This window comes from Ruegeria sp., from assembly GCF_040830605.1.
GTDB lineage: Bacteria > Pseudomonadota > Alphaproteobacteria > Rhodobacterales > Rhodobacteraceae > Ruegeria.
Genome location: NZ_JBFOMD010000003.1, coordinates 559539 through 584296 on the forward strand (window position 1 = coordinate 559539; position 24758 = coordinate 584296).

The window sequence follows — 24758 nt, forward strand, 5'->3', positions numbered from 1 at the left end:
TGGATTGGTGCGAAGAGACCGGATAGTTCAAAGCTGTGTCCGATCCGGTTTCAGTGCGTCATCAAATGACTGCGGTTCACCGCGCCGTACTAAAGGCGCATGGACCGGTTTTGCGGTTTGACCGGCCAGTGATTGGACAGGGCAAGCGCTCGGACGTCCCTGTTGTGGTAAACCTCTTCGGAACCGCTGAACGCGTCGCCGCGGGGCTTGGTGTTTCGATTGACGGTTTGGATGACCTTGGCGCGTTTCTGGCCGCGCTCCGCGCCCCGGCTCCACCCGATGGGCTGCGCGATGCGCTGTCGAGGTGGCCGATGCTGAAGGCTGCTCTTGCGACACGACCCAAGCTTGTCGGATCGGCGCCGGCTCAAAGAGTGGTCCAGAAGGGGGCTGAGGTTGACTTGTCGACGCTGCCTGTTCAGACGCATTGGCCGGGCGACGCGGGGCCGCTTATCACCTGGCCCGTGGTTGTAACCCGACCTCACGCCAGCGAACGGGACAATGTCGGTAGCCACAATGCTGGTGCCTATCGTGTTCAGGTCCTGGACCAGAACCGGCTTCTATCTTGAACCGCGCAATTTGAGCGACGTGGTCGATCAAATTGCGGCGCGAGCCATAGATTGCCTGGGTGTTGGCGCGCCGGTAGCCGAACGATGGCGCCCTTCGGCATAACGGATGCAGCAGGAGCGCTCTGACCTCGACAATCCTCCCGCTGATCGCGGGCTGATCTAAGTATGCAAGCTAACGTAGGCGATCACACGCTCAGGCCTGCCGTCTTGATCGCGCGGTTCGGTCTAATGCCGCCCACTTGGAACGGACAGGGTTTTCTCCACCGGCCAAGTCAGCCAAAGGCGATCTCCCTCGGCAACATCCGATGGAATGTCCTGGTCGCGGGATATCACCTTGATTCTGTTCCCATTGCTTTGAAGGATGCAGGTGGCCATCGCACCGGCGAAGACCCGGCGCTCCAGTACCGCCTGGCATTTTGACAGCCCGTCCGCCATCGGCTCGACCTGTGATATCGAGATATTCTCCGGCCTTACGGCCAAGGTGCCTCCGGTCGGGAAACCATGGGGTATCTTGATATCGGTGCCCTCGCCAGCGAGGGCATCAAGGATATTGGCTTCGCCCAAAAACGCTGCGGTGAACAGATCGGCGGGGTTGTTGTACACCTCGCGCGGAGGGCCCGCCTGGATCATCTTCCCGTCGCGAAGAATACCAATCTTGTCTGACAGGGTCAGTGCCTCTTCCTGATCGTGGGTGACAAAGATCGTGGTGATGCCGATTTCGCGCTGAATGCGTTTAAGCTCGAACTGCATGTCGACCCGCAGGGCCTTGTCCAACGCGGAAAGCGGTTCATCCAGCAGCAGCACCCGCGGGTTCGTCACGATTGCCCGGGCCAGCGCCACTCTCTGCCGTTGGCCGCCCGACAATTGATGAGGTTTTCGGTCCCCGTGTTGTCCAAGCTGCACCAGATCAAGCGCCTCACCGATGCGGCGACGTTCCTCTGCCGCCCCGACCTTGCGCACACGCAGGCCAAAGCCGACATTGTCCGAAACGGTCATGTTGGGAAACAGGGCGTAGTTCTGAAACATCATGCCGATGTCGCGTTTCTCAACGGGCACATTCTCGACCGGCTGGTCACCGATGCGGATGGTTCCGCTGTCGGCAAAAATGAACCCGGCAATCGCACGCAACAAGGTCGTCTTGCCGCTGCCGGAGGGGCCGAGCAGCGCAAAGAACCCGCCGTCGGGAAAGTCCATGGTGACGTCGTCCAGAGCCTTCAGCGACCCAAAGGTCTTGGTTATTTTTTGTACCGAGACTTCGGCCATTAACGCTCTCCTCCAAAATTGGAAAACCGTGCTGCAAACAGCATCACGGCCATTGAGACGACGATGATGATTGTCGAGATCGCATTGATCTCAGGCGTGAACCCTTTGCGGATCGAGGTGTAGATCAACACCGGCAAGGTGCTGTCACCCGGTTCCGACAGGAAGTATGAGACGACGAACTGGTCAAAGCTGACGGCGAAAGCAAACAGCGCCCCCGCGATGACCCCTGAAGAGATCCATGGCAAGGTCACTTCGCGGGTCACGGTCCAGCTGTCTGCCCCAAGGGATCGGGCCGCTTCCTCCAGCGTGGCATCAAAAGTGGCGAGCCGCGCGCTGACAACGACAATCACGTAAGGAAGCGCCAGGGCGACGTGGCCGATGATTACCGAAGGGGTTCCCCGCCCCAGACCGACCCCGAAGAAGAAGATGAGCATCGCCGTGCCGGTGATCAGCCATGGAATGGCGATCGGCGGAAACAGCATCACCTGCAAGAACCGCTTGCCACGAAAGTCGTACCGGAAAAGCGCAACAGAAGCTGCCGTGCCCAGAATGGTCGCGATGACGGTAGTCGCCAGCGCGATCATCACAGACCGGGTGGCCGCGTCGACGATCTCTTGGTTGCCGGCCAGTTTCTCGTACCATTTCAGCGAGAAGTCGAATGGCAGTTGGTAGTATTGCGAGGCATTGAAGGACATGAACGCCATCACGGCAATGGGCGCGTAGAGAAAGAACAGGATGCAGGCCAGCCACAGCTTGCCAAGACGCGCAAGAAACACTCTGCTCATGTCTGGGCCCTTTTTAATACAGGGCTGGCCACCGCGAGGATGAGCAACACCACGGCCAGCAAAATAAAGGACAATGCAGCGCCAAGTGGCCAGTTGAATACTGCCACGAATTGGTCCTCAATCACCGTGCCGTAATAAGTGCCAACCCGTCCGCCCAGAATGCGCGGCTCCATGAACGACCCAACGACGGGCACAAAGATCAGGACGGCACCGGCCAGCAAGCCCGGCAAGGACAATGGCAGGATGACGCGCCAGAGGATGGTCAACTTGTTTGCCCCCATCGAACGGGCCGCATCGATCAGGTTGTCGTCTATTGCCTGCAGCGCCAGATACGATGTTAGAATGACGTAAGGCAGGTACGAGTGGACCAGTCCAATTACCACGGCAGGTGTCGAGAACATCAGGTTCACGTCCACCTGGAAAGGCAGGATTGCATTCAGCCCCAGTTCAAGGACGCCATTCCCGCGCAACACGATGGCCCAGGAGAAAATCCGCACCAGTGAATTGGACCAGAACGGCAGTATGACCAGCAGAAACAACGCCTCTCGCGACCGGCCCTTGATGGTTTTGGCCAGAACATATGCGCAGGGAAAGCCCACAAGAACCGCGACCGCCGTCACCGTCAGGCCCAGGCGGATGGATTTCCACAGCAGCGTTGCATAGGTCTTGGTCTGAAAGAACGCCTGATAGTTTTCAGTGGTGTGGCGCCAGTCGGCATCGCCGAAAGGCACGTCGGACAGAAAACTGAAATAGAGCATGGCAGACAGCGGCAGAAAAATCGCCACCGTCAGCCAGAGGTAGGCCGGGGACAGCAAACCGAATATCCGAAGCCGTTCCTGATTGGCGAGATTTGCCGACATCTGCCGCCCCCGTTGGCCCTGCGCGTTACTGGGCAGCCTTCAGGCCCTGCCATAGCTCCAGATACTTCTCGCGGTTCTCATCCGACACCGGACGCTGAAACTGCACGCGGGCAACCACTTCAGGATCACCGAGGATGCGCTTGTTGAACGCATCATCCGGGAGAGCCGCAGCCGCCTTTGCATTGGCTGAGGCCGGAGCGCCCTCGGCGGCCCACTTGACGTAAAACTCCGGGTCAATCATCCAGTTGATAAAGGCATGTGCCGCGTCCTGATTGGTTGACGAGGCCGGGATCGACAACCCGTCCAGCCAGCCTATGGCCCCTTCCTGAGGCACAACGAACTGAACCGGCAACCCTGCGGAAATCGAACGGCTGGCGGAGCCGGACCAGAAGGTCGCCACGGCCAGATCACCTGCCGCCATGAACTGGTTCCAGTCGTTTTCCGATCCCCAGTAGGTCTTGATCTGGGGCATCAGCGCCGAGAGCTTGTCCTTGACCGCATCGAGGTCCGAGATGTCATTGATGTTCTGACCTGTGGCTATGGCTGCGAATTGCACCGCCTCCAGCGCATCGTCGCGGATCGACACCTTACCGGTGTATTGTTCGTCCCAGAACACTTCGATCGAGGTTGGTGCCTCGGCAAAATCATTCGTGTTGACCGCAAATGACGTCAGCCCCCAGGTCCAGGGCACCCCGTGTAGCGCACCGCCCGCATTGAGGTCCTGATTGCCGGCCAGATCTTCGGGAACGTCCGCCAGATTGGCGATCTTGGAAGTATCAACCCGCCCGATCAGCCCTTCGCCCTGAGCTTGCGGTGTGAAGGCCGCATTGATCAGCACCACGTCATACGCACCGGGGTTGGTACGCAATTTGGTCAGCATTTCCTGTTCCGAGTTGAAATACTCATGGACCACGGTGTGGCCGGTCGCCTCGGTAAAGGCCGTGACAGCCCAATCCAGATCGGTACCATAACCCTGCCAGTTCAAGACTCGGATTTCGTCCGCATTGGCCGCAGACAGGGCAGCGAACGCACCAACTGCCGTCGCATAAAACAGGTTCATCTTCATGACATCCTCCCATTGGGTTTTCTTGTGCTCTCCGGGTCTCTAAACCGCCTCTTTCCTGTTCATCGCGGCGGCGACCTCTTCTTTTTCAGGCGCGGTTGCCGGCCCCTTTTTTGTTGTGGACAGCGCTGCGGCGACATTTGCATAGCGCGCCGCATCAAGCGGATTACTGCGTTGGGCAAGCCTGGCAATGAAGCTGCCCAGATGTGCATCTCCCGCACCATTGGTGTCGACCGGTGTCACCGGATAAGCTGGAACCCGTTCGCAGAGCTCGTCTGTTGCGATCACGCAGCCATTCCTGCCATCCCGCACGACCGCGCCTCCGTCTTTCGGTGTCTCGCTGGCCAGTGCCCGTGCCGCTTCGACAGGGTCGGTAATCCCGGTGAGAATGGCGGCCTCACGGGCATTCGCACTGATCCAGGTGGCGCGGGCGCGGGCGGCCTCCAACGCATCGGCGGGCAGCGCAGACACTACGGGCGACGGGTCGAACACGAGGTTTGAAATAGGCGCATCGCTTTGCAGCCAATCCTGCATTTCCCGGCACGACCCCTTGTAATGCAACGCGTAGCCGGACAGCAGTGTCCAGTCGAACCCGGACGCCGTGACCTGCGAAAGGGCCTGAGCCGTTGCGTGCCCCTCGGCCCCATCGCTTGCGATGAAAGTCCGCTCTCCGGTCTGATCGATGAGCACCGTGCAGCAGCCCTGATCACGCTCGGTGTCCTGCGGGCACAAGAATGGAATGGCCTCTTGGTTCAATCCCTCGCCAACGATCCGCGCAAATGGCCCTGTTCCAAGCGCCCCACCATACCAAACGTCCATCCCTGCCCTTTTGGCCGCAACCATCGCGTTGAACCCGCCGCCGGGCTTGATGGAAAAACCATCTACGATCGCCTCCTCTCCAGGGGCGGGAACAGCGACGACGCTGTAGAGCAAATCGACTACGACGCCGGACATCTGAAGCAAACGGGGACTCATGCGTGTGCCTCCCCTAAATATGCCGGGACCTCTGTGCCGGTGCGCAGGGACAGAAGATCCCGCGCCGTCTCTTCCAACGGCAGTGAATTGGCTGTGGCGATTGTTTCAATCGCCTCTTTCGGAATGGCGCCAGCCCCGGAACAGGCCCCGGCCATTGCACAGGAAATGGCGCCAATCGTGTCGGTATCGTCACCGATATTCGCCGCGATCAGAGCCGCCTGCCAGGGGTCCCCGGCTGCAAGCATGACAATTCCGAAGGCGGCGGCAACCGATTCATGCGATGCGACAGACGTTCCGATTTTGGCTGCAAGCTCATCGGCGGCGGCACCCTCTTTCGCACAAGACACAGCCGTCGAAATCCGCACTGCGATGTCGCCGTCACCCACCGGGTAACCCCTTGATTGACCCTCTTCGGCGGCTTTCAAGGCGACCGGTAGAGCCCCCACGAAAGTGCTGCCTTCGACTCCGCAGCTGATCACCGCTGCAACGGCAGCTGCTGCGGCAATCGCTTCGCCGGTGTTGTGAGTCATCCGGCAAGCCAGCTCTACCTGATCAACAAATTCCGACATCGGCTCCGCAGCGACTGCGATGCCGATAGGTGCAATGCGCATCGCGGCCCCGTTGGTTGTGCCATTGCGGCCAGTTTCCGTGACGGGGGATCCGGCCAGCATTGCATCCAATGCGGCTTTGGAGGACGGGCCCAGCAAATCGCGCAAACCTCGCGCCTTTACATCGGCCTCCCACTCCAGCAGGTCCTGTGCCAGCAGATCCTCATCAATCCGGCCCCGGCCCGAGACAAGCCTGCGGGCCAGCATCAAAGCCTGCTCGGTGTCATCCGTCACCTGCCCGGCAGACAACCCGTGCGAAACCGGGTGGCTCGGATACGGCGCAACAAATCCCGTGATCTGACCATAGTGCCGGCGGATCTGCTCCGGAGACATGGTTTGCGAAGGCATTCCAAGCGCATCGCCGATGGCCATACCGATAAGCACCCCATAGGCCCGGTCCAGTTTTGAGGATTCCGCTCCCATGTCGCCTCAAAACTCCATATGCAGGCCGAAACGAACCGGGTCGAGAATGCTCTGAACATATTCGATCACCGTGCCATCAGCCGCGCGGGTCAGACGGCGCAACATCAGCATCGGCTCTCCGGCGCATCGCCCCAGCACCTTGGCATCGTTTTCCGGAAGGGACGGCAGGACATTTGCCCATTCGTCACCACTTGCAACCACCAGCCCCTTGCCGCGCAGGGTTTCGGTCAGAGAGCCGTTTTTCAAACCTTCGCGCAGAATATCATCGAAGCCGGAGCGCCAGACGACGCGGCTTCGTTCTAGGGAAACGGCAAAACCCGTTGCCACCCGGAACCGAAGCCTGTCCACGAAAAGACATTCAGCCCGGGCGTCAGGCGGCGCATCGTCAAAATCCATGTGCGCCCGTGCAATGCGCAATACGCGAGTTGCTATCTGGTCTTCGCTGGATGACAGCGCGACACTCCACCCGCGGCGGTCATCAATGGTTTGACCCCCGTAGGTCACAAAAGACCCGATGCCGCTTTTGGTCGTGATAAGCCCTTTTTCGTTCAGGATTTCGAGGCTTTTGCGAACAGTGTTCCGGCTGACGGAAAACCGCTTGACCAGTGCGTTCTCGCTTGCCAGTGCGGCGCCCTTCCCCAAGGACCCGGACCGAATTTCCGCCTCAAGCATATTGGCGATTTTCACGGGCTTCGGAGCGCCGATCAAACTCTTACTTGTATCTTCATGTACCAACCTGTTCATACATGTATCTTATTTACCAATATCGAATTGGTCAACTTTCGCGGCGCAGCCTCGCAATGCCATTGCAAAACGCGCATTCACCGAGCGGCCCAACCGGTTCAAAAAATGGAGTTTTCGAGTAATCCGGCGAGCCGTCAGGACAGCGCAGAAAGCTTGCCGTCTATCCGCTCCAGCGCCGTGTGAAGCTCGTCCGCTTCGAGGCCAGAGGCCCCGAGGTCCACCGCACGTCTGAGGCGCGCCTGCGCTTGGCGCAACAGCTCCGCTGCCTCCGACGGTGGCTCTGCCAGGGCGCGCATCTCCTCCGAGATGGCATGTTTGCGCAGAAGCGCAACTTCGACCAGCGGCTGCCCCGTCTCCCGGTAGTGCTCTGCAGCCTCCGCAAGTGCAGTCTCTGCGGCGGTCAGGAGTTGGATGATGTGTTCCGGGGGTGCGTTTGTCGCATGTTTCAGCAACGCCGATCCAAGCGCACCAGCGGCCATGGCGGCGTCCTGCGGCATCTCATGCTCGCGGTAGAACTGCTGCGCACGGCTGAATTCGTCGATGGCGTGCTTTCGACGTGCCGGGTCATTCCGGACCGTTGCCTGCCGCTCGACCACCGTCGCCACACCAAACCTTGCGCCAGCCATGTTCATGATATCTCCAAGCTCACCAAAAAGCCGCGTGGCGCGGTCAAGCGCCTCAAAGGCCCGGTCGAGCGCATTACCAAGCTCGGCACCTTCCAGATCGTCGGCCATCATCAGATGGGCATTGCCGAGGTTGTTGAGGGCGCGGGCCACCGAGGGTTGGTCATCGCCAAAAAGTTCGATTGCTGCCTGCGATCCTTCGATCGCACTGCGCAGCAAAACCGAGCGGTCGGCTGGCGCTGCCCGGTGCGCTTGCGTCATCCGAACGAGCGACAGGTTGTCGAGCGCGGCCGCACGCAGATGTCCCTCTGCCACCCTGCCCGCGATGGTGAACGCCTCGACCGCGCGCTCCAGAAGGTCGCTGCCATGAGCGTCCGCCGCGTAGCGGCCCTGTGACAGAAGGGAAAGGCCCAGCACGTTTTGTGCCTCGGAAAAGATCACGGGATCGGCGTCATTGACAACGCCCAGAATGGCCTCCGCCACACGCTCGGCCAATTCCGTCACCGGTCCGCCGAAGCGTTCACCATATTCGTAGAAGGCGCGTGCATATGAAAGACGCCGCCGGGACGGCTCCAGCGGGTCAAGCGCGGCAAAGCTGTCGGCCGCGCTCGACAACAAGGTAAACGCCCTTTCCGGCCGCCCGCGCATCAGCGCGATCCGGGCCTGAGCCTCCATCACTCTGGCATTGTCCTCTAACGGTTTGCGCAGGGCCTCGGCGCTGGTTTCGCGGACGGATGCCAACAGGCGCTCGGCTTCGTCGAGATCCAGTGACTCGATTGTGGCCTCCACGGCGGAAAGGACGTTGTCGATGCGCGGGGCAGTACCACGAAGCGCTTCAACTTCTTGCCGGAGATCCCTGTAATCGCGGGCCTTCTCTATCAGGAAGGTGCGCAGATCGGGGAGTGACAGCGCTTCGGGCGTTAGCTCGCCGAAACGGAGCGCAAGGGCGTCGAGAGTGTCGCGGGACTGGGCCGCAAGGTTGTCAAGCTTGGCGGCGACATTCTCGATCTTGCGCTCGGTGCGGTGCGCCGTTTGGAGACTCTCCGCCATGTAAGCGGGCGTCAGGTCGGCGGCGTATTCCTTGGTGCCGAGCAGAGGGGCGAGGGTGGCCTGCGTGATGTCGGCAAAGAGCGTGCGCATCCCGGTTCGGCGCATTTCACCCGTCGGATCGGTCTTGTCGGTGAACTTGGCGAGCATCGCCCTGGTGCATGCCGCAGCATCCATGCCTTCGGCGGCGATCTCCTGCGGCGTCAATAGACCGACCTCGACCATCTGAACAAAGAGGATGTCCGCATCCCGCGGCGTGTCAGGAAATCTGGCAAAAGCGGTACCAGCGGCCTCGGTCAGTTCGTCCGCCATGGTTTTGAGCGACTTCGGCGGACGAGCAGCGATCTTGCGGATGGCGTCGTAAACAGAAAGGCCGGTTTTGGGTCCCGGCGCCGAAACGAACCCGCCCATCGCAACAAGAAGCCGGACGGCGTTGGCGAGATTTTCCGTCTGGCGTGTCTGCATCATCAAATCCGTCAATCAATGGCGGAAGTGTGCCAGCCGCTGACTTGTCTGGCAACCGGAGAGCGTGAAGATCGGATTTCATGCGCGACTGGACCCTCCACCCCCTTAAACAATAAACATGGCAGCACGCCCGCAGTCCGGAGAAGAAAATGAGCCGCCCTGCCGACCGGCCTGAAACCTATGACCGCGTGACCCGCGCCCTGCACTGGGGCATGGCCGCTTTGCTCGCAGCGCAGTTTCTGTCTGCCGCAGCCCATTGGGGACTGCCACGCGGGCATATCATGTGGCGGATTCTCTGGAGCTACCACCTGCCCCTCGGCATCGCGCTGTTTTTTCTGGTTCTCTTTCGCGGCATCTGGGGTCTTGGGAATATCTCTCGCCGACCCGTTCATTCAGGGGTCATGGGGCGAGTGGCAGCCACTGGTCATATCATACTCTACACGCTGATGGTCGTCGTTCCCGCTGTCCGGATTCTTGCAGCAGCAGGCAACAAAAAAGGCTTCAACCTGCTCGGCATTCCCGTCTTCCCCACCCGTGACGAGCACGTGGCATGGATGCGTGCGCCAGCGGAATGGCACGGCGAAATGGGGTGGATCCTGGGGTTGCTGGTGGTCGGACATATCGCCATTGCGTTGATCTGGCATCAGTGGATCCGGCGTGACGCCACGCTGCAGCGCATGGTCGGTAGAAGCAAAGCTGTGCGATAGACTGCAAGAGAACATCAACCGTCATTCAATATCGTTCTGCGTGTCCGGGCCTTGGGGCCATCCTTTCGGGCGTGTTAAAGCCCCTTTTTGGCGACACCTCAAAACCACATGTCCTTTACCGTCCGACCGTCGCGTCGAAGTTCTTTGAAGCTGTCGAGGCCATCGAAGTGGCGGATTGGAAGTTCACCGATTGCTGAGAGGTCAGACATTCGGACATTCACGGCAGTCCGCATGCGCCCGTTTTCGTCCTCGGAACACGCAACGTAATGCGTCACACATCCGCAATAGGCGCAGAAATGGAAATGGATATCTCCGCTATCGCGCCGCCGATAAGCATTGGTTCGTGCGGGTTGTTTGTCACGTCAGCACCGTGACCGGTCAGCATGACAATCCGGGCGAAATTGTCGGTCAGCGACATAGCCGTCAGCACCGTCCTAGCCATTCCAACACGTGTTTCGAGGTCGATGCCCGAGTCCAGTTGCGGGGCCGGGTCCATGTTGGGCTTGCCGCCCAAACCCAGCGAGTCCCACACCAGTTTCCCGGCGTAGAGAGGTCCTGTCGCCTCGACAAAGGCAAAAGACGAAACCGCGGCCAGCTTGAACCGGCCCCAGGCCCGCCTCGCCCGCGCAGCGTAGCGCCGATCAAGATCGGCTTTCTCGGGTTCGACCGTCCGTGACGACACGCCCGGCTGCAAAAGCGCGGGGCCGCGCAACTCTGCCACGTCTGATCCGGCGGCCGTGTGTTTACTTGCAAGACCGAAAAATCCTGCAAAACCGATGGTTTCGATCCGGTCATCCTGTGCTTCCAGCGCACGGCGGAAAACCTCGGACCGGACATCAATACAGAAGGCGGCTTGCACATCAGGGCGGCCTTCGATCCCGCGTGGTGTTCCCTGAGACAGACTGTCTGCCAATTCCCTCTGCTGAGCACGTTCGGCGGCGTCCTGCAGGACGGCGTCTATGACCAGATCGGTCGATGGAGTGACAGGTGTTTCATGAGCCGCGACCACTTCGGCCCAACGTGCCGCGATCTGATCCTCGTAGAGATCGAACAGCGCTTCATCGAACACCATACGAACGGCCAAAAGCTCGGTCACAGTGTCGTCCTGTTCGTCACTCCGCTCAGCTTGCCACAAGAGGTACCGCGCGTATTGCGCCCAACCACCGAGCGTGGTCAGCCAACGATGGAATGCGGTCTCAGCGGCCCTGGTGCTGATCCCCAGCCTTTCAGCCGACCGACCGATGGCGCGCCAATGCGCCCGGTTCGTCGCGGCAACAAAAGCACCAAAGCCTGTCAGCCCATGAATCTCCGGCGTCAGATCGCGTGAGGCGAACTCTCGCCAGGCGCTGAATGCACCGCCCGGACGCGCCTGCTGCCAGAGTGCTTGTCCTTGGTCAAAATGACTGGCAGCCCATGCGCCGATCCGCTCTTCAATAAGGCCCGGCCAGTCGACGCCCGACACGTCTGCCGCAAGCTCTGCGACCGTGGGCAGTGCTTCCGGCTTTGCCGCATCTTCCGTCAACGCAGACTTGATGTCCTTCAGGCTCGGTGCGTTGAACTGTCCTTCGACCGCAGCCAAGGCATCCAGCAGATCAGCGTCGGTGATTTCACCTGCCGCCAACTTCTCCGCCCAATACCTACGAGGTGGCGTAATCCGTGTGCCGGCGACTCGCGCCAGACGCGCCGAGGTGACCGCCAACGGTTCGGATGCCTGACCCAGGAAAGGGTTTACTGCCACGCTCGAGGACAGCGGAAACAGCGGCGGGATCTCTTTGGCAGCGCTATTGGCTTCGGCCACGAGCTCTAGAAGAGGCGCGGGATAGGACTCGAGTTTTGCAAACATGAGATGGGTTCCTTTCAGGCTACAGACCGCTTGGACCAGCCGTCCAAGAGCTTGTCGAAGATCGCGTTGGCATAAAGACCGTTGGACAGGTGGACCCTCAGGCCTGCCGCCGCAGGGTGTGGCGCCCAGAGCGGGAATGTGGCCTGCGCCACGGCAACAACGCCAAAGCTGAGCAGAGCGAGGATGATCAGCGCCCATTCCAGCGGGCCCGGCGCGGGGGTCGGCGGCAGAGTGCCGGCGGTGATGTGTTGCGCAGCGACTTGAAGCGCGAAGTAGCTGACCGAGGTTACCAGCGCATAGACAACCGTACGGCGCATCAACTCCCGCGGCGCCGCGTCGGCAAAGCCCTGCGCCAGCAGGTAGGCAACGCCAAAGATCAGGATCACGCCCAAGGCAATGGCCTGGATCGATTTGCCGTCGAAGCCCAGCACGGTGCCGACTAGGCCGTAAATCACGATGGCTATGACAAAGGCCTTAAGAACGTTGTTCGCACTGGGCACCGCAATCGGTCCGGGCCGGCGGATGGCGGCGACATTGCGCACAGCCTCGCCCGAACTCAGGAAGGCATGCGCCTTGTAGAGCGAATGTGCCACAATATGCAGAAGCGCCAACGGGAACAGTGCAAGACCGCATTGCATCACCATAAACGCCATCTGCGCGATGGTAGACCATGCAAGCGACGTCTTGATCGCGGGCTGGGTCAGCATTACCAGCCCGCCGAACAGCGCGGTGAAGCCACCTAGTATAACCAGAAGCGCCATGACCCCCGGTGCCGCCAGCATCACGTCCGCAAAGCGGATCAGAAGGAACCCGCCCGCATTGATGACACCCGCGTGCAGCAAGGCCGAAACCGGTGTCGGAGCCTCCATCACCTCCGTGAGCCAGCCGTGCATCGGGAATTGCGCCGACGCCAGCACAGCTGCGACGGCGACTAGCAGGGCTGCTGTAATCGTCATCCAGTTGGCTTCGACCGTTGTCAGGATCGTGTGGATGTCCGTGGTGCTGGTGGCCGCGATCAGTATGATGACCGCGCCGGCCAACACCCCTTCGCTCATGCGCGCAACAACAGCTTTCTTACGCGCCGCGCGCTGCGCGGTTGCACGCTCGGGATAGAACAAGAGCAAACGGTGCAGAGCCAGGCTGGTCGCAGTCCACGCCACAAGAATCTGGATCAGATTACCCGACATCACCAAGAGCAGCACCGAAGCCAGCGTCAGACACATCCAACTGGTGAAGGCCCCATGCTTTGTTTCTCCATCCATGTAGTTCGCCGAATAACGCAAGACGATCCAGCCGATGAAACTGACCAGCACCAGCATCGCAGCGCTGACCGCATCAAGCCGTACGGACAGGCCCACACCGAATATCCCGAGCAGCGGGGACGTGCCCGGGCCAGCGATCACCAACAAGGCCGTAGCAATTGCCGCCACCACAAACGCGGCAAAAGCAGCCGCTTCTGCAAGTTTGAGCACCAGCCCCGGTCGCTTTCCTGGATGGCGTCCCGCATGAATGGCTGCGGCAATCAGGATCAATGGGCTGAGAAGCGGCAGGTAGAGATAAAGCATGACGTGGTTCCCTCGGACTTTGCGGACAAAGGTCTTGCGCACCTCAGATAGGACAGATGTTACGACTTTAAAAATTGATTGTTCTTCAGTTTTTGTTTCAGTAAATAGAACGATATGCCACTGAATTATCACCACCTGCGTTACTTTTGGGCCGTCGCCCACGATGGGAACCTGACCCGCACAGCGCAGCGCCTGAACCTGTCGCAATCGGCCCTGTCGGTCCAGATCAAGCAGTTAGAAGAACGGCTGGGGCACGCTCTGTTTGAACGTCGAGGACGACAGTTGCACCTCACCGAGGCCGGGCGCGTAGCGCTTGACCATGCAGACGCGATTTTCTCCGCAGGACAAGAGCTTGTCGCCACGCTTACGGAAACCGTCCGAACCCGGAAGGCGCTGCGTGTGGGCGCGCTGGCGACCCTGTCGCGCAACTTCCAGATCGGTTTTCTGCGGCCAATTCTATCCCGAATGGATGTCGAGGTGATCCTGCGCTCGGGCAGCCCGACCGAATTGATGGAAGGGTTGGGAACGCTCAATCTTGACCTGGTACTGATGAACCGCCCACCTCCGGACGACAATCTGACACCCTATGAGACGCACCAGATCGCGGAGCAGGCCGTCAGCATTGTCGGCACCCCTGCACGGCTCGACCCGGATCGCCCGATCAAAGAACTGCTGGGCGATCAGCCGTTTATCCTGCCCACAACGGACAGTAGCGTGCGCACGGCATTCGATGCCATGGCCAGCCGCATGTCCGTGCGGCCGCAAGTGGCGGCCGAGGTGGACGATATGGCGATGATGCGCCTCATGGCGCGAGAGGACATTGGGCTTGCGCTCGTCGCCCCAATCGTCGTGAAGGACGAATTGGCGTCAGGCCGACTTGTGGAAGCAAAAGAACACCCACGGATTCGAGAGACCTTTTACGCCATAACACTAAGGCGGCGTTTTCCCAACCCGCTGGTTCAGGATCTTCTTTCTCGAAACTCGGATCCGGCAGCTTTTTCGTGAAGGTCATCTATGCGAGCAGGTTAGTAACTGTAACCTTCACCGTTATAAACTATAGCTGGTCCAGGGTGAACTTCCGCAAGCCAGCTTTGGGTTTCGTGGCAAAGTGCTTCGGAGCCTTCAGCGAGGGGCTGGCGCCATTCAAGGTCCAGCCGTAGGGCAGCCGCTTGGCCAGCCAGTCTCACCCGCCAACGTAAACTCCATCTTTGGGGCGGAAAAAGATCTTCTGATCGTGCAACCGGCCCAGAAGATCGTGGATGCGGCGTAAAGTGTCTTCTCGGTCTGCGCGGCTTCCGTCGGTTTCCCCGGTCGGTTTGTGAGATAAAGAGGACGCTGAATTTCGCAGCGCGGTTTCGATCAGATCCATGTCTTCAACCGAAAGCTCAAACATGTCGTTGTATTGAGGCATCATGAATTTCTCCGTTGAACCTTTTTCCCATGCTAAGGCCGATTGCCGCTGCAACCAACAGCGCATGCCTTCGACGAGTCGGTGGCAGGCCTCACTAGCGGCGGCGCAGTGAAACTGAGCTGCGTCAAGGTTGGCGAGGTCAGTAGCCTGAACGCAGATATTCAAAGCGAAAGCAACGCGGCGGAGGTTCGGCTGATTGCAAGGCTGGTCCTTGAACCGTCGCTGATCGGCCTCCCCCAGGGTGCGGGTGAAGTTGAACTGCTAGATTTTCTCGAACAGGCGGTCGAGGGCGGGCTCCATGCCCGATTGGCCTCCGCCGGGCTGTTCAGTTCGGAGTTGATCGTCGAACTGGTGACCTTGGACGCGGCTGAACCCGCATCGTTCCACCACAGCGCTGAACCCTATCCCGAACTGCCCAGCGCACCGTCTGATCTACCAGATTTCACCGCAGCGGCCGAAGGCGCCCTTGAACGCATCAGCGAGTTGCCGGTCGAAGAACCGATGGCCCAGGCCATTGCTACCCTTGCAAGTGTCGAAAACCTGGCCTCGGCAGAAAGCACCCGCCAAGCACCGGCCGCCGCCGCGGCACTGTTGGAGGACACCCGGGCGTTGGTCGCGGATCCGGAAATTCGCGCTCTTCCCGGTGAGTTGCGCACCGTGGTGGGCGATCTCCGCGCAATACTGGCGGAGCTACAAAAAGGCAGTGCAGTGGCGAACCTGACCGCAGCGCTTGGGCAAGGTAGCCTGGCCGCCGCCAACCTGGCCGCGGTGTCGGATGAACTGCCCGCACTGGTCGACGACTTCCGCGCAGTGGCGGCCAAAGCGAACGCACTGGAGGCCGAAGAATTGATCAGCTCAGCCAGCCAGTTGGTAAACAGCGCGGATGCGTTGATCAGAACCGAAGAAGCCCTCGCCCTGCTTGCTGCCCTGACCGGAGCTCTTGACGAAATGCGCTCAACACTGGCGACGCTGCGGCAAGGCGGATTGGTGGACAACGCCAATGCCACGATGGCCTCTGCCCGTGGTGCGGCTGATGCCGTTGCCGCCGCCACGGAACGGCTTCCGGCCCTCTCCGCTCCCGGCGAGAAGGTGGCGAATCTACGATCCCGCACGGTCGAGGTGCGATTGATCTCCCTCCCCTCCTACGCCGCAGCGTCGGACATTGTCGCCGAAGGCGAAGGCGGCGCTCTGTTCGCGCTTGGCGGTGCGCAATGGGCCGACGATCCTGCCCGCGGCATGACTGCGGCTCTGGCCCGCGGCCTGAACGAACGGACAGGCGCTTCTGCAGCGATAGAGCCGTGGCCACTGAATACCGGGCCGGACGCGCGGCTGGATGTGCGGGTAGACCAGGTTTATGCCCGCTCTGACGGGATCTTCGAGTTTACCGGTCAGTTCGCTGTCTCATCGCCCGAAGGCACTGTGAGGGAGTTCGTAAGCCGTTTCGATATTCGCAAACCGGTCAACGGCACAGGTCCCTCCGCAACCGCCGAAGCCCTTGCCCGGGCCTTGGCAGAGCTCGCAAGACAGGTTTCATTGTCGATGTAAGGTCGCTGTTGGGCAGAAAGGGTTGGCGACGGGTGTACCCCTGCCGCCCGACTTCGACAGGGCTGTATCGGGGCCTGGGCGCACTTCCTCGTGGGCAGCAAGTAGAAACAAGGAAGTCGGCGGTGATCCGAGGCCGGGCAACTCCGCGGCAATGACGCGCGGTGTCTCGCGAAGCCCGTTAACCGAAAAGGGAAGCAATTGACGACGCACTAAACCAGCTTGTGTTCGCCCGGCATATGAAATCCAGCGGCATGCATAGCTTGATTGTCGGATGTAATGGTGACGCAGAATGGCATCCTTCTTCGGATGGTGTCGCGGCGCGTCGTACCCTGACGGCCTAAAATCCACGTTCGGCCCCCAGAAACCCGGTAAAGACCGGCGACCGAGACAAGATCCCCGCTTGACGGGTACCTCTGCCCAGCCTTGGGTACGCTCGAAAAATGACGAACATTCTAATGTCCAGGCAGACAAATAAATCGGCCGTAAGAAATCGCTTCTTATATGAGTAAAATCGAACGGAAAGCCCCGCACGACTGCCTTCAAAAAACAGTGGTTCAATCACGCCGGCAGTACATAATCCCGCCCCGAACTCGAAACGCGGCTATAAGGCTCTACGCCGTCGTCGTCTTACAAATCTGTATATTTCGTGAAAAGCCCCGGACAGGCGAATGTCCTAAGTGGGTTTTCTGGTTGATGTTTACAGGCCGCCACTGCCGCATGGCTAATGCTCTGCCATGTTGTGATCGAAGCGTGCTAAGTGTCCGAGGTTCTGAATGCAGGTTAAATACGATGCTCCTTTGTTTGTTGGGGGGCCTTTGCGTCTCTCCGTAGGTTGGTCTCACTCCGCTTCACAGACAAAAGAACCCAAATGGGAATGGTCACAGATCGCGGTCGGCATAATCGCCAGACTGGTACTCTTGCCAAACCGCAATCAAGCTCTGGGAAAGCAGGAACTTGCCCGGCGGTTCAAGAGACTATTTAAGTCTCGGCCGCGAGAGACGACCACCATTCAACCGCCCGGGAAACCGCACGCTAGAAAACCTGAACCGGCGGATTCGCTGGCGGTGATCCATATGACCTCTGGCTTCACCGGCGACCGGCTGAACACTCCCTGAAGCCGAAAATTTGTCTCAATTCCAACGGGCCTGATGACCGCGATCTGCCCCGCGCAAACCATCACCCTACCAGCAAGGATCCCTCCAAATGTCAGTCACTTCCGATGTCGCTGACCCGGCAAAGCTGCTTGAGTTTGGCACCCGGCACCTTGCGCAGCAGCGCGCCGCATTCGAGCAAACCCTGGTGGCGCTCGCACAACTGCGATCGAACGTAAAAGGGCCGCTTTCCCGGCAGGTGGATGCCCTTCAGTCGCAGTTGAAAGACTATTCCGCCCGCGTTTCGCTCGTTGGGCAGGTAAAGGCGGGCAAGACCACGCTGGCGAATGCGCTGGCAGGATCGCCGGGCCTGCTCCCGTCGGATGTGAACCCTTGGACATCCGTGGTGACAACTCTGCATCTCAACAAGGAGCCTCCGTCCGGGGCACGGGCCCACTTCCAGTTCTTTGATCGGGACGAGTGGGACGCCCTGGTTGCCGGGGGCGGGCGGCTTGGCGAACTGGCCGGACGCGCCGGGGCACAAGATGAGGTAGACGAGATCCGGCGGCAAATCGAGGACATGCAGGCGAAGTCGAAAAGCCGCCTTGGCCGAAATTTCGAAATGCTTCTGGGGCAGAAGCACCGGTACGACTACTTCGATCACGCGCTGCTTGAGAGGTATGTTTGCCTGGGAGAAGACGACACGCCGGGTGACGGTGAGAATAAACAGGGCCGCTTTGCCGATCTGACCAAATCGGCAGAGGTCTTCATGGATCTGCCACAGTACTCGGTGCCGGTCACACTCTACGATACGCCAGGCGTGAACGATCCATTTCTGGTGCGTGAGCAGATCACCATTCACAATATCCGGAATGCCGAAATCTGTGTCGTCGTGCTGTCCGCGCCGCAGGCGCTGACCACCATGGATATGGCTCTGGTCCGCATCATCGGGAACTTGGACGACCGGCAGGTGGTTTTGTTCGTGAACCGGATCGACGAGTTGGCGGCCCCGGCCGAACAGATTTCCGAAATCCGGTCCAGCATCACCCGGACGTTGGAGGCGCAGGGCGTTCCGTCCGGCTGCGAAGTGATCTTTGGCAGCGCAAAATGGGCCGAGGCCGCGCTGACGAACACGCTGGACGACCTGCCGGAGGACAGCAAGCAATCCCTGATCGACTGGGCCCGTCATGTGGAACAGGTGGATGCAGAGGATTCGCAGGCACATGTCTGGGAGCTTTCGGGCCTACCCGAACTGATGAGAGTCATTGCCGAGCGGGCAGCATCCGGCGATGGCAAGCGGTTGCTGGATGAGGTGCGCAATCAGGCAACGAACATTGCGAATCAGGCCCGCGCCACGTCTGCGGCTGCGGGAATGCATCTTGCTCAGGACGCCAAGATTGCGGTCGACGGGCAGCACATCAAGGACCGCATAACCGAAGTGGCGGCGCGATACGACGCCCAGCTAACATCGCTGACTGAAACCATCCATCAGGATTTCCACGACCGCAGTAGTAGGGCAGAAGCGGGCTTTGTCGATCTTACGATCAAGTCGCTTCTGAAACAGCTCAACAGCTATGGCGAAACCGGCACCTGGAGCTGCGAACCAAACAGCCTCCGCATGAAGCTGCGGGCAGCCTATGCCAGGTTCGGCCGCAACGTTAAGGCGGATGTCGGGGCCTTGTTTGCGGGCGCCGCCGTCAGCGTCGCAGACATCTACCAGGAAGCCATCCGCAACACCCTGACCGGTTTCCGGATCGAGCCCCCGGCTCCGCCGGGGATCAGGCCGCCTGTCATTCTGGCCCGCACGATCGCGCTTGATCTGCACAGCTCGTGGTGGCGCCGCTGGTGGCAGGCCCGGCGCGGGTACGAAGCGTATGTGGACGAATACCGCCGCCTGATCGCCGACGAGGTACACACGATCACTTCCGAACTCGACGAAACTCAGGTGGCGACCGCGCTGGACGAGGCTCGCAATGGCCTTCGGACGTTCTTTGACGATCACACGGCCACTTTGTTCCGCATCGCTGATCTGGGCGAGATCAGCGCCGAAACACTGAAAACCACGTTCGGGGATCAAGAGCTTCAGACGGCACAGACCAACCTCGGGCACGTTCTGGAAACACTGGAACGCCTTGCCGCCTAGGGCCATCCAAGGAGATCGAGATGAATACCATGTCTTTGGCTGAAAAGCCGAAACGCCGCGCCGTCACGCCAGCACAAATGGACCGCCTGACACGCTGGGCACGGCGCAAGCCAGTTGTCGCTCTGATGGGAGAGTTCAGCGCGGGCAAATCGACCCTGCTCAACTTCATGCTGGAGCGCGACGTTTTGCCCACCCGGGTAACGGCCACAGAATTACCTCCGGTCTGGTTGTCTTATGGGCAGGGTGACGCCTATCGCGTCGGTCGAGACGGCACCCGCTCAGACGTGGACCTGAACGCCATTGACGCCATCCCCATTGCGGAGACCCGATTTATTCGCGTGTTTTCCGACGCCGCGATACTCAAGTTTTGCGATCTTATGGATATGCCCGGAATCTCGGATCCCAATCTGGCTCGGGATCATTGGATCGAAGCCGTGGGATATGCCAGTTTCGTGGTTTGGTGCACCCATGCAACGCAGGCCTGGAGAAGTTCCGAGAAAAGCCTGTGGTCTTCTTTGCCTCCGCGCTTGAAGCGCAACAGTATCCTTGCAGTGACCCGCGCCGACAAGCTGACCACGCCCTTGGACCGAAGTAAAGTTGCGCGGCGTGTGCAACGCGAGACCGAGGGGCTTTTCGGGCATGCCATCATGTTGTCGGCCAGAAACGCGCAACGGGCGCGTGAAACGGCTGGCGAGACGTCGGAAGCCTGGCGCAAGAGCGGCGGCGCACAGTTTTTTCAAAGCCTGAATTCAAGCATATATAGCGCGGTTCAACACCGTCTTGACCTGCTGGGCCGCTATGAATGCCGTGCCGAGCCCCAAAAACCTGCAACACTGTCCGTTGTTGACAGCCAAGAAAAGGTTGTGCCGCGCCGCGTCGATGGCGCACTCAAACGTCGCGCGACGCGACCGAGTGAGGCGGAAACGGAGGCACTGTTGGCGCTGACCCAACAGGCCGTTGAGGGAACGTTTGCTGAGAGCCGTTCCATAGATCAAGCTAGTGCTTCTTCGCAGAAATCCTCACTTGCGAAATCACCTGACGACATCCTGGCGGACAAACTCTTTGCAAAGATATCAAACCTCAGAAACCGTCCACTTCCTCGCGCCCGTCGCGTCGCAGGCAAGGAAAATCCCGATGCGCGGGCGGACGCTCGGCATAACCCGCATCCCGGCGTGTCGGAGGCCGGGGCAGAAGAGGAAAGCGTGCAAGATCGGATCGCAATGGGTGCCTCGAGTGCGAAAGAAAACTCTGTAGGACCTACTAATCACGCTTTGCACGCAAACAGTGTCCACCGAATCCGATCCGTGGTTCAGGCCGAACGCAGCAACATCCCAGGAACTGGCGAACTGGCCCAGATCGTGGATCGGTTTTTGTACGAGCTTGCCGGCATCTCCGATGCATCGCTGGGCCAAAACCCCGTATCTCACCCACCCGCCGGAGCCGGATGCTAACGGTTCGATCACGCCATGACCCGAGAAAAAACAGGGCTGAAGACCCTCTGGCAAAAGTTCGGCCGCGACTTTGCCTGGACACAGACACATGTGGTGATTGTCCCGGGAATTGCGCCTGAACCGACCGAACAACTCCTCACGAAACCGCCAACCAAAACCGAAGACGCAAAGGAGAAACTTATGTCAACGGATATCTCGAAACTAAGTGAAATCAAGGGTCTGATCGGCGCCTGTCTTGTCGACAGCGAAACCGGCCTGATGCTGGCATCCGAAGGTGGAGGCAAGCTCGACCTCGAAGCTGCAGGTGCCGCCAACGTCGAGGTTGTACGGGCCAAGCTGGCCGCCATCGAAACCCTGGGGCTGAACGACTCGATCGAGGACATCCTGATCACGCTCGGCAAGCAATACCACCTGATCCGGCCGCTGGACAAAAACCCGACCGTGTTCATCTATGCGGCGCTCGACAAAAAGACCGCGAACCTCGGTCTCGCCCGTATCCAGGTGAAGGCCGTGGAATCCGGTTTGAGCATCTGATCAAACCTGCCCCTCTGGAACGGTCCTTCGCCTTTTGATCGGGTGGCGGACCGTTTTCCGGGGCGGATGGCCTGCCGTAGGCACGGCCCAACCGATTTAAATCACCCAGAATACGAGGGTGAAAAGCACATAAAGCGACAGGATTTCCAGCCGTCCGGCCAACATTCCGAGGATCATGATCCATTTTGCAGGGCTCGGCAGAGCTCCCAAAGACCCCGAAGCGCCCACCTCTTGACCATAAACCGGGCCAATATTGGCGACCGAAGTCCAGGCCGCGGTTACCGAAGTCCGGAGGGACAGACCGGTAAGTGAGAGGGCGATTGCGATCAGCCCGAGGGTCAGGACGAAGAAGGTAAAAAAAGCCGCAACGGATGTCACGACATCTGCGCTCAGCGCCCGCTTGCCATATTTGGGACCGGCAACCGCGTTGGGGTGATTGAACTGCCTGAGTTGGGACTGGATAGCCAACCACAACACCTGCCATCGGAAGATCTTGATTGAACAGGCGGTGGAGCCGGTGCAGCCTCCGGCCAATCCGATCAGGACACCCAGAACCAGTGCAAAGCTGCCCCATTCCGTGATGTCTTCGCTCGCATAGCCGGTGCCGGAAATCAGTGTGACAAGGTTGAATATGGTTTCCCGGACGATATCGGTGAGTTTGGCGTCACTAGTGGCGCCCCGATAAAGGACCAGCATCAGGCAGGCAGAGATAATGCATTTTAGATAGGCGCGGACCTGCGTATCCAAGAGCAGTGGACCGGGCGTGCCACGCCCAAGCTGGACGAACCGGATCAGCGGCAGGCTGGCCAGTACCATGAAGACTACAGACACATATTCGAGCGTCCCAGTAAACCGCGCGAATGACTGGTCACTGGTCGAGAAACCGCCTGTGGAGATTGTCGTCAGCGCGTGCACCAGCGCATCGAACAGGCTCATGCCAAAGGCGAGATACGCAAGCAGACAGGCAAGCGTGAGCGCCACATAAACGGCCAGAAGCGATCGCGCGATGTCCAATGCGCGGGGCAGGATCTTGCCATGCGTGTCGAACCCTTCGGTCAGAAAGAACTGCATGCCGCCGACGCGCATGATCGGCAGAAAGATCATGGCGACAATGACGATTCCCAGCCCACCCAACCATTGCAGGATGCCGCGCCAGAGCAGCACGCTCGCTGGCATAGCGTCCAGTCCTTGAAACACGGTCGAACCTGTGGTTGTCATGCCGGACATGGACTCGAAATAGGCGTCTGTCAGCGACGCGTGGGGCACTCCAACGACAAATGGCAACGCGCCAAAGACCGGAAGAATGATCCACACCAGCGCCGTCAGCAGGAAGGACTGCCGCCTGTCGAGGGACCGGTGTGTAGGGTTCGATGTTGCCAAAACAGTCGCAACGCCGAGCGACATCGTTAGCACCCCGAGCAGGATGAAGGTATGTCCGGGCTGGTCTCCGGTTGTTCCGTCGAGTGTGCCGCATAACAGCATGAGCGCACCCATGACCGCCACCAAACAACCAATGATGTTCCCGATTGGGCGCAGGTCCATTCAGGGCCGGGGAACGTGCAGGCGGTTACTCCGCCTGCACCATCCTCCCCATGGCCATGTCACGCAGGACATTGAATTCAAGCTCTTTGTCTTCGTGGATTTTTTCGAGCAGATCCTTGATCGTGAGCAGCCGCACAAATGCACCATTACTAACAACCACAAGATGCCTGATCCTGTGTTTGCCCATCAGTTTGAGTGCCTCCGACAACCGGGTGGAGTCATCGCAGGTTATGACCGGCGCGGACATGCAGGCTTCGACCGGAGTTTTGCCGAGCCGCATATTGCCGTTTGCAATAGCACGGATGATGTCGTGATCCGTGATGATCCCTTCGACGTCTCCGTCCTCGCTGATGACAGCAAGAGCGTTGGCATCAAGCTCCGCGATGCGATGCGCCGCCTGAATGACAGTCATGTTCCGTGAGCAATATGACTTGCTGCCAATCGGCGTCCTTCTGATGCTGTGGACCGTCATACTACGCCCCTGATTTTGTGCGTCGGCAACGTGGAACAGTGGGTTTGCAGAGACCTGTCTTGGGCCTTACAAATTTGTAAGGTCAACAACCGTGCGAGGCCGGTTATAACCTGCCGGGATCAGGCCATGCTCCCCAAGAAGCAGCAGGAGCAATCTCTATGAAAGTGCTTATCGCCGAAGACGACAAGAAAACGGCCGACTACATCCGGGACGGCCTGCGAGAGCATGGCTTCAGCGTGGAAGTGGTGGCGGACGGCCGCGATGCATTGCAGTTCTGTCTTTACAGCGAGTGCGATGTGGCCATCCTTGACCGGATGATGCCGGGCATGGACGGGCTTTCGGTGCTGAAAGCAATGCGAGCGGCCAAAATCCAGACACCGGTTCTGTTTCTGACGGCCCTGGGGGACGTCGATGATCGCGTCGAGGGCCTGTTGGCGGGAGGGGATGATTATCTGGTCAAGCCTTTTCATTTTTCCGAGCTTCATGCCCGCATACAGGCGCTAACCCGACGCCAGTCCGATAATGGCGAGACCACGGAACTCCGAGTGCATGATCTGGTGCTGAATTTGCTGTCCCGCACCGCGCAGCGGCAGGGAGAAGTTGTGGAACTGTTGCCGCGCGAGTTTTCATTGCTGGAGGTCCTGATGCGCAACTCAGACCGTGTGGTGACGAAAACCATGCTGCTCGAGCAGGTCTGGGATTTCAGCTTTGACCCCAACTCAACCGTGGTGGAAACGCACATCAGCCGCCTTCGGGCAAAGATTGACCGGCCCTTTGATATACCGCTGCTGCACACCATTCGAAACATTGGATACAGCTTGCATGGACCGCGGTAGCATTTTTTCGGGCGCACCATTCAGAACCGCCATATACGCGACGGTAGTGACATCGGTGATCCTCGCTGTTTCGGGTTTTCTTGCCTATCTGGAAGTGGAAGCTGCGCTCATTAAAGACCTGAAGGCGGAAATTCTCGAAGAGGAGTACCTGCTGCATGAAATTCTGTTGGACGCGGGCGGACCCTCGCTTCAACGT

Annotated in this window: 23 protein-coding genes; 10 read left to right on the forward strand and 13 right to left on the reverse strand. The window is 59.6% G+C overall.

The window, feature by feature from the left end:
* The first annotated feature begins 35 nt into the window (after nt 1-35).
* Nucleotides 36-566 carry a UbiD family decarboxylase domain-containing protein gene (locus AB3N21_RS06595; protein WP_367934467.1) on the forward strand — a complete coding sequence of 177 codons (531 nt, stop codon included), beginning with the start codon at nt 36-38 and terminating at the stop codon, nt 564-566.
* 225 nt (nt 567-791) lie between these two features.
* Here the strand turns inward: AB3N21_RS06595 and AB3N21_RS06600 are convergent, their stop codons facing one another.
* From AB3N21_RS06600 to AB3N21_RS06635, 8 genes are all read right to left on the reverse strand, one after another.
* Entirely contained in the window at nt 792-1829 is a 1038-nt protein-coding gene (locus tag AB3N21_RS06600) for an ABC transporter ATP-binding protein (RefSeq protein WP_367934468.1), read from the reverse strand.
* Nucleotides 1829-2614 (reverse strand): ABC transporter permease, encoded by a 786-nt coding sequence (locus AB3N21_RS06605; RefSeq protein ID WP_367934469.1) that lies wholly within the window; start codon nt 2612-2614, stop codon nt 1829-1831. The genes AB3N21_RS06600 and AB3N21_RS06605 overlap by 1 nt, the downstream gene beginning before the upstream one ends.
* Nucleotides 2611-3474, reverse strand: coding sequence for an ABC transporter permease (locus tag AB3N21_RS06610; protein WP_367934470.1), 864 nt, complete (start codon nt 3472-3474; stop codon nt 2611-2613). Before AB3N21_RS06610 ends, AB3N21_RS06605 begins: the two co-directional genes overlap by 4 nt.
* A gap of 25 nt (nt 3475-3499) precedes the next feature.
* The gene (locus AB3N21_RS06615) at nt 3500-4540 is read right to left on the reverse strand and encodes a PotD/PotF family extracellular solute-binding protein (RefSeq protein ID WP_367934471.1); all 1041 of its coding nucleotides are present in this window, start codon (nt 4538-4540) and stop codon (nt 3500-3502) included.
* Between the two features lie 39 nt (nt 4541-4579).
* Nucleotides 4580-5512, reverse strand: coding sequence for a PfkB family carbohydrate kinase (locus AB3N21_RS06620; RefSeq protein ID WP_367934472.1), 933 nt, complete (start codon nt 5510-5512; stop codon nt 4580-4582).
* Nucleotides 5509-6543 carry an ADP-ribosylglycohydrolase family protein gene (locus AB3N21_RS06625; RefSeq protein WP_367934473.1) on the reverse strand — a complete coding sequence of 345 codons (1035 nt, stop codon included), beginning with the start codon at nt 6541-6543 and terminating at the stop codon, nt 5509-5511. The genes AB3N21_RS06620 and AB3N21_RS06625 overlap by 4 nt, the downstream gene beginning before the upstream one ends.
* Nucleotides 6544-6549: 6 nt before the next feature.
* Nucleotides 6550-7287: a GntR family transcriptional regulator gene (locus AB3N21_RS06630; protein ID WP_367934474.1), complete on the reverse strand. Its 738-nt coding sequence runs from the start codon at nt 7285-7287 to the stop codon at nt 6550-6552.
* A 134-nt stretch (nt 7288-7421) separates the two neighbouring features.
* Nucleotides 7422-9422 carry a hypothetical protein gene (locus AB3N21_RS06635; RefSeq protein WP_367934475.1) on the reverse strand — a complete coding sequence of 667 codons (2001 nt, stop codon included), beginning with the start codon at nt 9420-9422 and terminating at the stop codon, nt 7422-7424.
* 149 nt (nt 9423-9571) lie between these two features.
* Here AB3N21_RS06635 and AB3N21_RS06640 point away from each other — a divergent pair, with 149 nt between their 5' ends.
* Nucleotides 9572-10129, forward strand: coding sequence for a cytochrome b (locus tag AB3N21_RS06640; RefSeq protein WP_367934476.1), 558 nt, complete (start codon nt 9572-9574; stop codon nt 10127-10129).
* 71 nt (nt 10130-10200) lie between these two features.
* Complete coding sequence (locus AB3N21_RS06645; RefSeq protein WP_367934477.1) at nt 10201-10326, forward strand: hypothetical protein; 126 nt, start codon at nt 10201-10203, stop codon at nt 10324-10326.
* Between the two features lie 74 nt (nt 10327-10400).
* Here the strand turns inward: AB3N21_RS06645 and AB3N21_RS06650 are convergent, their stop codons facing one another.
* Together AB3N21_RS06650 and AB3N21_RS06655 are read right to left on the reverse strand one after the other, a co-directional pair.
* Nucleotides 10401-11972 carry a putative inorganic carbon transporter subunit DabA gene (locus AB3N21_RS06650; RefSeq protein ID WP_367934478.1) on the reverse strand — a complete coding sequence of 524 codons (1572 nt, stop codon included), beginning with the start codon at nt 11970-11972 and terminating at the stop codon, nt 10401-10403.
* Between the two features lie 14 nt (nt 11973-11986).
* Nucleotides 11987-13537, reverse strand: a complete 1551-nt coding sequence (locus AB3N21_RS06655; protein WP_367934498.1) for a proton-conducting transporter membrane subunit — start codon at nt 13535-13537, stop codon at nt 11987-11989.
* Nucleotides 13538-13651: 114 nt separating this feature from the next.
* Here AB3N21_RS06655 and AB3N21_RS06660 point away from each other — a divergent pair, with 114 nt between their 5' ends.
* The gene (locus AB3N21_RS06660; protein ID WP_367934479.1) at nt 13652-14542 is read left to right on the forward strand and encodes a LysR family transcriptional regulator; all 891 of its coding nucleotides are present in this window, start codon (nt 13652-13654) and stop codon (nt 14540-14542) included.
* Between the two features lie 178 nt (nt 14543-14720).
* Here AB3N21_RS06660 and AB3N21_RS06665 read toward each other — a convergent pair whose 3' ends face one another.
* Nucleotides 14721-14948, reverse strand: coding sequence for a hypothetical protein (locus tag AB3N21_RS06665; protein WP_367934499.1), 228 nt, complete (start codon nt 14946-14948; stop codon nt 14721-14723).
* A gap of 42 nt (nt 14949-14990) precedes the next feature.
* On the opposite strand from AB3N21_RS06665, the gene AB3N21_RS06670 reads away from it, so the two are divergent.
* The 4 genes from AB3N21_RS06670 to AB3N21_RS06685 all read left to right on the forward strand — a co-directional run bounded on the left by AB3N21_RS06670 (nt 14991) and on the right by AB3N21_RS06685 (nt 21712).
* Nucleotides 14991-16493 (forward strand): ABC-type transport auxiliary lipoprotein family protein, encoded by a 1503-nt coding sequence (locus tag AB3N21_RS06670; RefSeq protein WP_367934480.1) that lies wholly within the window; start codon nt 14991-14993, stop codon nt 16491-16493.
* Nucleotides 16494-17696: 1203 nt separating this feature from the next.
* Nucleotides 17697-19727: a dynamin family protein gene (locus AB3N21_RS06675; protein ID WP_367934481.1), complete on the forward strand. Its 2031-nt coding sequence runs from the start codon at nt 17697-17699 to the stop codon at nt 19725-19727.
* 20 nt (nt 19728-19747) lie between these two features.
* Nucleotides 19748-21178 carry a dynamin family protein gene (locus AB3N21_RS06680; protein ID WP_367934482.1) on the forward strand — a complete coding sequence of 477 codons (1431 nt, stop codon included), beginning with the start codon at nt 19748-19750 and terminating at the stop codon, nt 21176-21178.
* Between the two features lie 180 nt (nt 21179-21358).
* Nucleotides 21359-21712, forward strand: coding sequence for a roadblock/LC7 domain-containing protein (locus AB3N21_RS06685; RefSeq protein ID WP_367934483.1), 354 nt, complete (start codon nt 21359-21361; stop codon nt 21710-21712).
* Nucleotides 21713-21808: 96 nt separating this feature from the next.
* Here the strand turns inward: AB3N21_RS06685 and AB3N21_RS06690 are convergent, their stop codons facing one another.
* Both AB3N21_RS06690 and AB3N21_RS06695 read right to left on the reverse strand, forming a co-directional pair.
* The gene (locus tag AB3N21_RS06690; protein ID WP_367934484.1) at nt 21809-23206 is read right to left on the reverse strand and encodes a TrkH family potassium uptake protein; all 1398 of its coding nucleotides are present in this window, start codon (nt 23204-23206) and stop codon (nt 21809-21811) included.
* 73 nt (nt 23207-23279) lie between these two features.
* Nucleotides 23280-23726: a CBS domain-containing protein gene (locus AB3N21_RS06695; RefSeq protein WP_367934485.1), complete on the reverse strand. Its 447-nt coding sequence runs from the start codon at nt 23724-23726 to the stop codon at nt 23280-23282.
* Between the two features lie 158 nt (nt 23727-23884).
* On the opposite strand from AB3N21_RS06695, the gene AB3N21_RS06700 reads away from it, so the two are divergent.
* Nucleotides 23885-24562 carry a response regulator gene (locus tag AB3N21_RS06700; RefSeq protein WP_367934486.1) on the forward strand — a complete coding sequence of 226 codons (678 nt, stop codon included), beginning with the start codon at nt 23885-23887 and terminating at the stop codon, nt 24560-24562.
* A partial coding sequence (locus tag AB3N21_RS06705) for a hypothetical protein (RefSeq protein ID WP_367934487.1) occupies nt 24549-24758 on the forward strand: 210 nt, incomplete at its 3' end. The genes AB3N21_RS06700 and AB3N21_RS06705, both read left to right, overlap by 14 nt.

Coding starts and splice junctions, on each gene's coding strand:
- AB3N21_RS06680 (WP_367934482.1), top strand. CDS start 19,748: ATGAATACCATGTCTTTGGCTGAAAAGCCGAAACGCCGCGCCGTCACG.
- AB3N21_RS06675 (WP_367934481.1), top strand. CDS start 17,697: ATGTCAGTCACTTCCGATGTCGCTGACCCGGCAAAGCTGCTTGAGTTT.
- AB3N21_RS06685 (WP_367934483.1), top strand. CDS start 21,359: ATGTCAACGGATATCTCGAAACTAAGTGAAATCAAGGGTCTGATCGGC.
- AB3N21_RS06635 (WP_367934475.1), bottom strand. CDS start 9,422: ATGCAGACACGCCAGACGGAAAATCTCGCCAACGCCGTCCGGCTTCTT.
- AB3N21_RS06695 (WP_367934485.1), bottom strand. CDS start 23,726: ATGACGGTCCACAGCATCAGAAGGACGCCGATTGGCAGCAAGTCATAT.
- AB3N21_RS06630 (WP_367934474.1), bottom strand. CDS start 7,287: ATGAACAGGTTGGTACATGAAGATACAAGTAAGAGTTTGATCGGCGCT.
- AB3N21_RS06600 (WP_367934468.1), bottom strand. CDS start 1,829: ATGGCCGAAGTCTCGGTACAAAAAATAACCAAGACCTTTGGGTCGCTG.
- AB3N21_RS06615 (WP_367934471.1), bottom strand. CDS start 4,540: ATGAAGATGAACCTGTTTTATGCGACGGCAGTTGGTGCGTTCGCTGCC.
- AB3N21_RS06650 (WP_367934478.1), bottom strand. CDS start 11,972: ATGTTTGCAAAACTCGAGTCCTATCCCGCGCCTCTTCTAGAGCTCGTG.
- AB3N21_RS06690 (WP_367934484.1), bottom strand. CDS start 23,206: ATGGGTGCGCTCATGCTGTTATGCGGCACACTCGACGGAACAACCGGA.
- AB3N21_RS06665 (WP_367934499.1), bottom strand. CDS start 14,948: ATGCCTCAATACAACGACATGTTTGAGCTTTCGGTTGAAGACATGGAT.
- AB3N21_RS06700 (WP_367934486.1), top strand. CDS start 23,885: ATGAAAGTGCTTATCGCCGAAGACGACAAGAAAACGGCCGACTACATC.
- AB3N21_RS06620 (WP_367934472.1), bottom strand. CDS start 5,512: ATGAGTCCCCGTTTGCTTCAGATGTCCGGCGTCGTAGTCGATTTGCTC.
- AB3N21_RS06660 (WP_367934479.1), top strand. CDS start 13,652: ATGCCACTGAATTATCACCACCTGCGTTACTTTTGGGCCGTCGCCCAC.
- AB3N21_RS06625 (WP_367934473.1), bottom strand. CDS start 6,543: ATGGGAGCGGAATCCTCAAAACTGGACCGGGCCTATGGGGTGCTTATC.
- AB3N21_RS06640 (WP_367934476.1), top strand. CDS start 9,572: ATGAGCCGCCCTGCCGACCGGCCTGAAACCTATGACCGCGTGACCCGC.
- AB3N21_RS06605 (WP_367934469.1), bottom strand. CDS start 2,614: ATGAGCAGAGTGTTTCTTGCGCGTCTTGGCAAGCTGTGGCTGGCCTGC.
- AB3N21_RS06655 (WP_367934498.1), bottom strand. CDS start 13,537: ATGCTTTATCTCTACCTGCCGCTTCTCAGCCCATTGATCCTGATTGCC.
- AB3N21_RS06610 (WP_367934470.1), bottom strand. CDS start 3,474: ATGTCGGCAAATCTCGCCAATCAGGAACGGCTTCGGATATTCGGTTTG.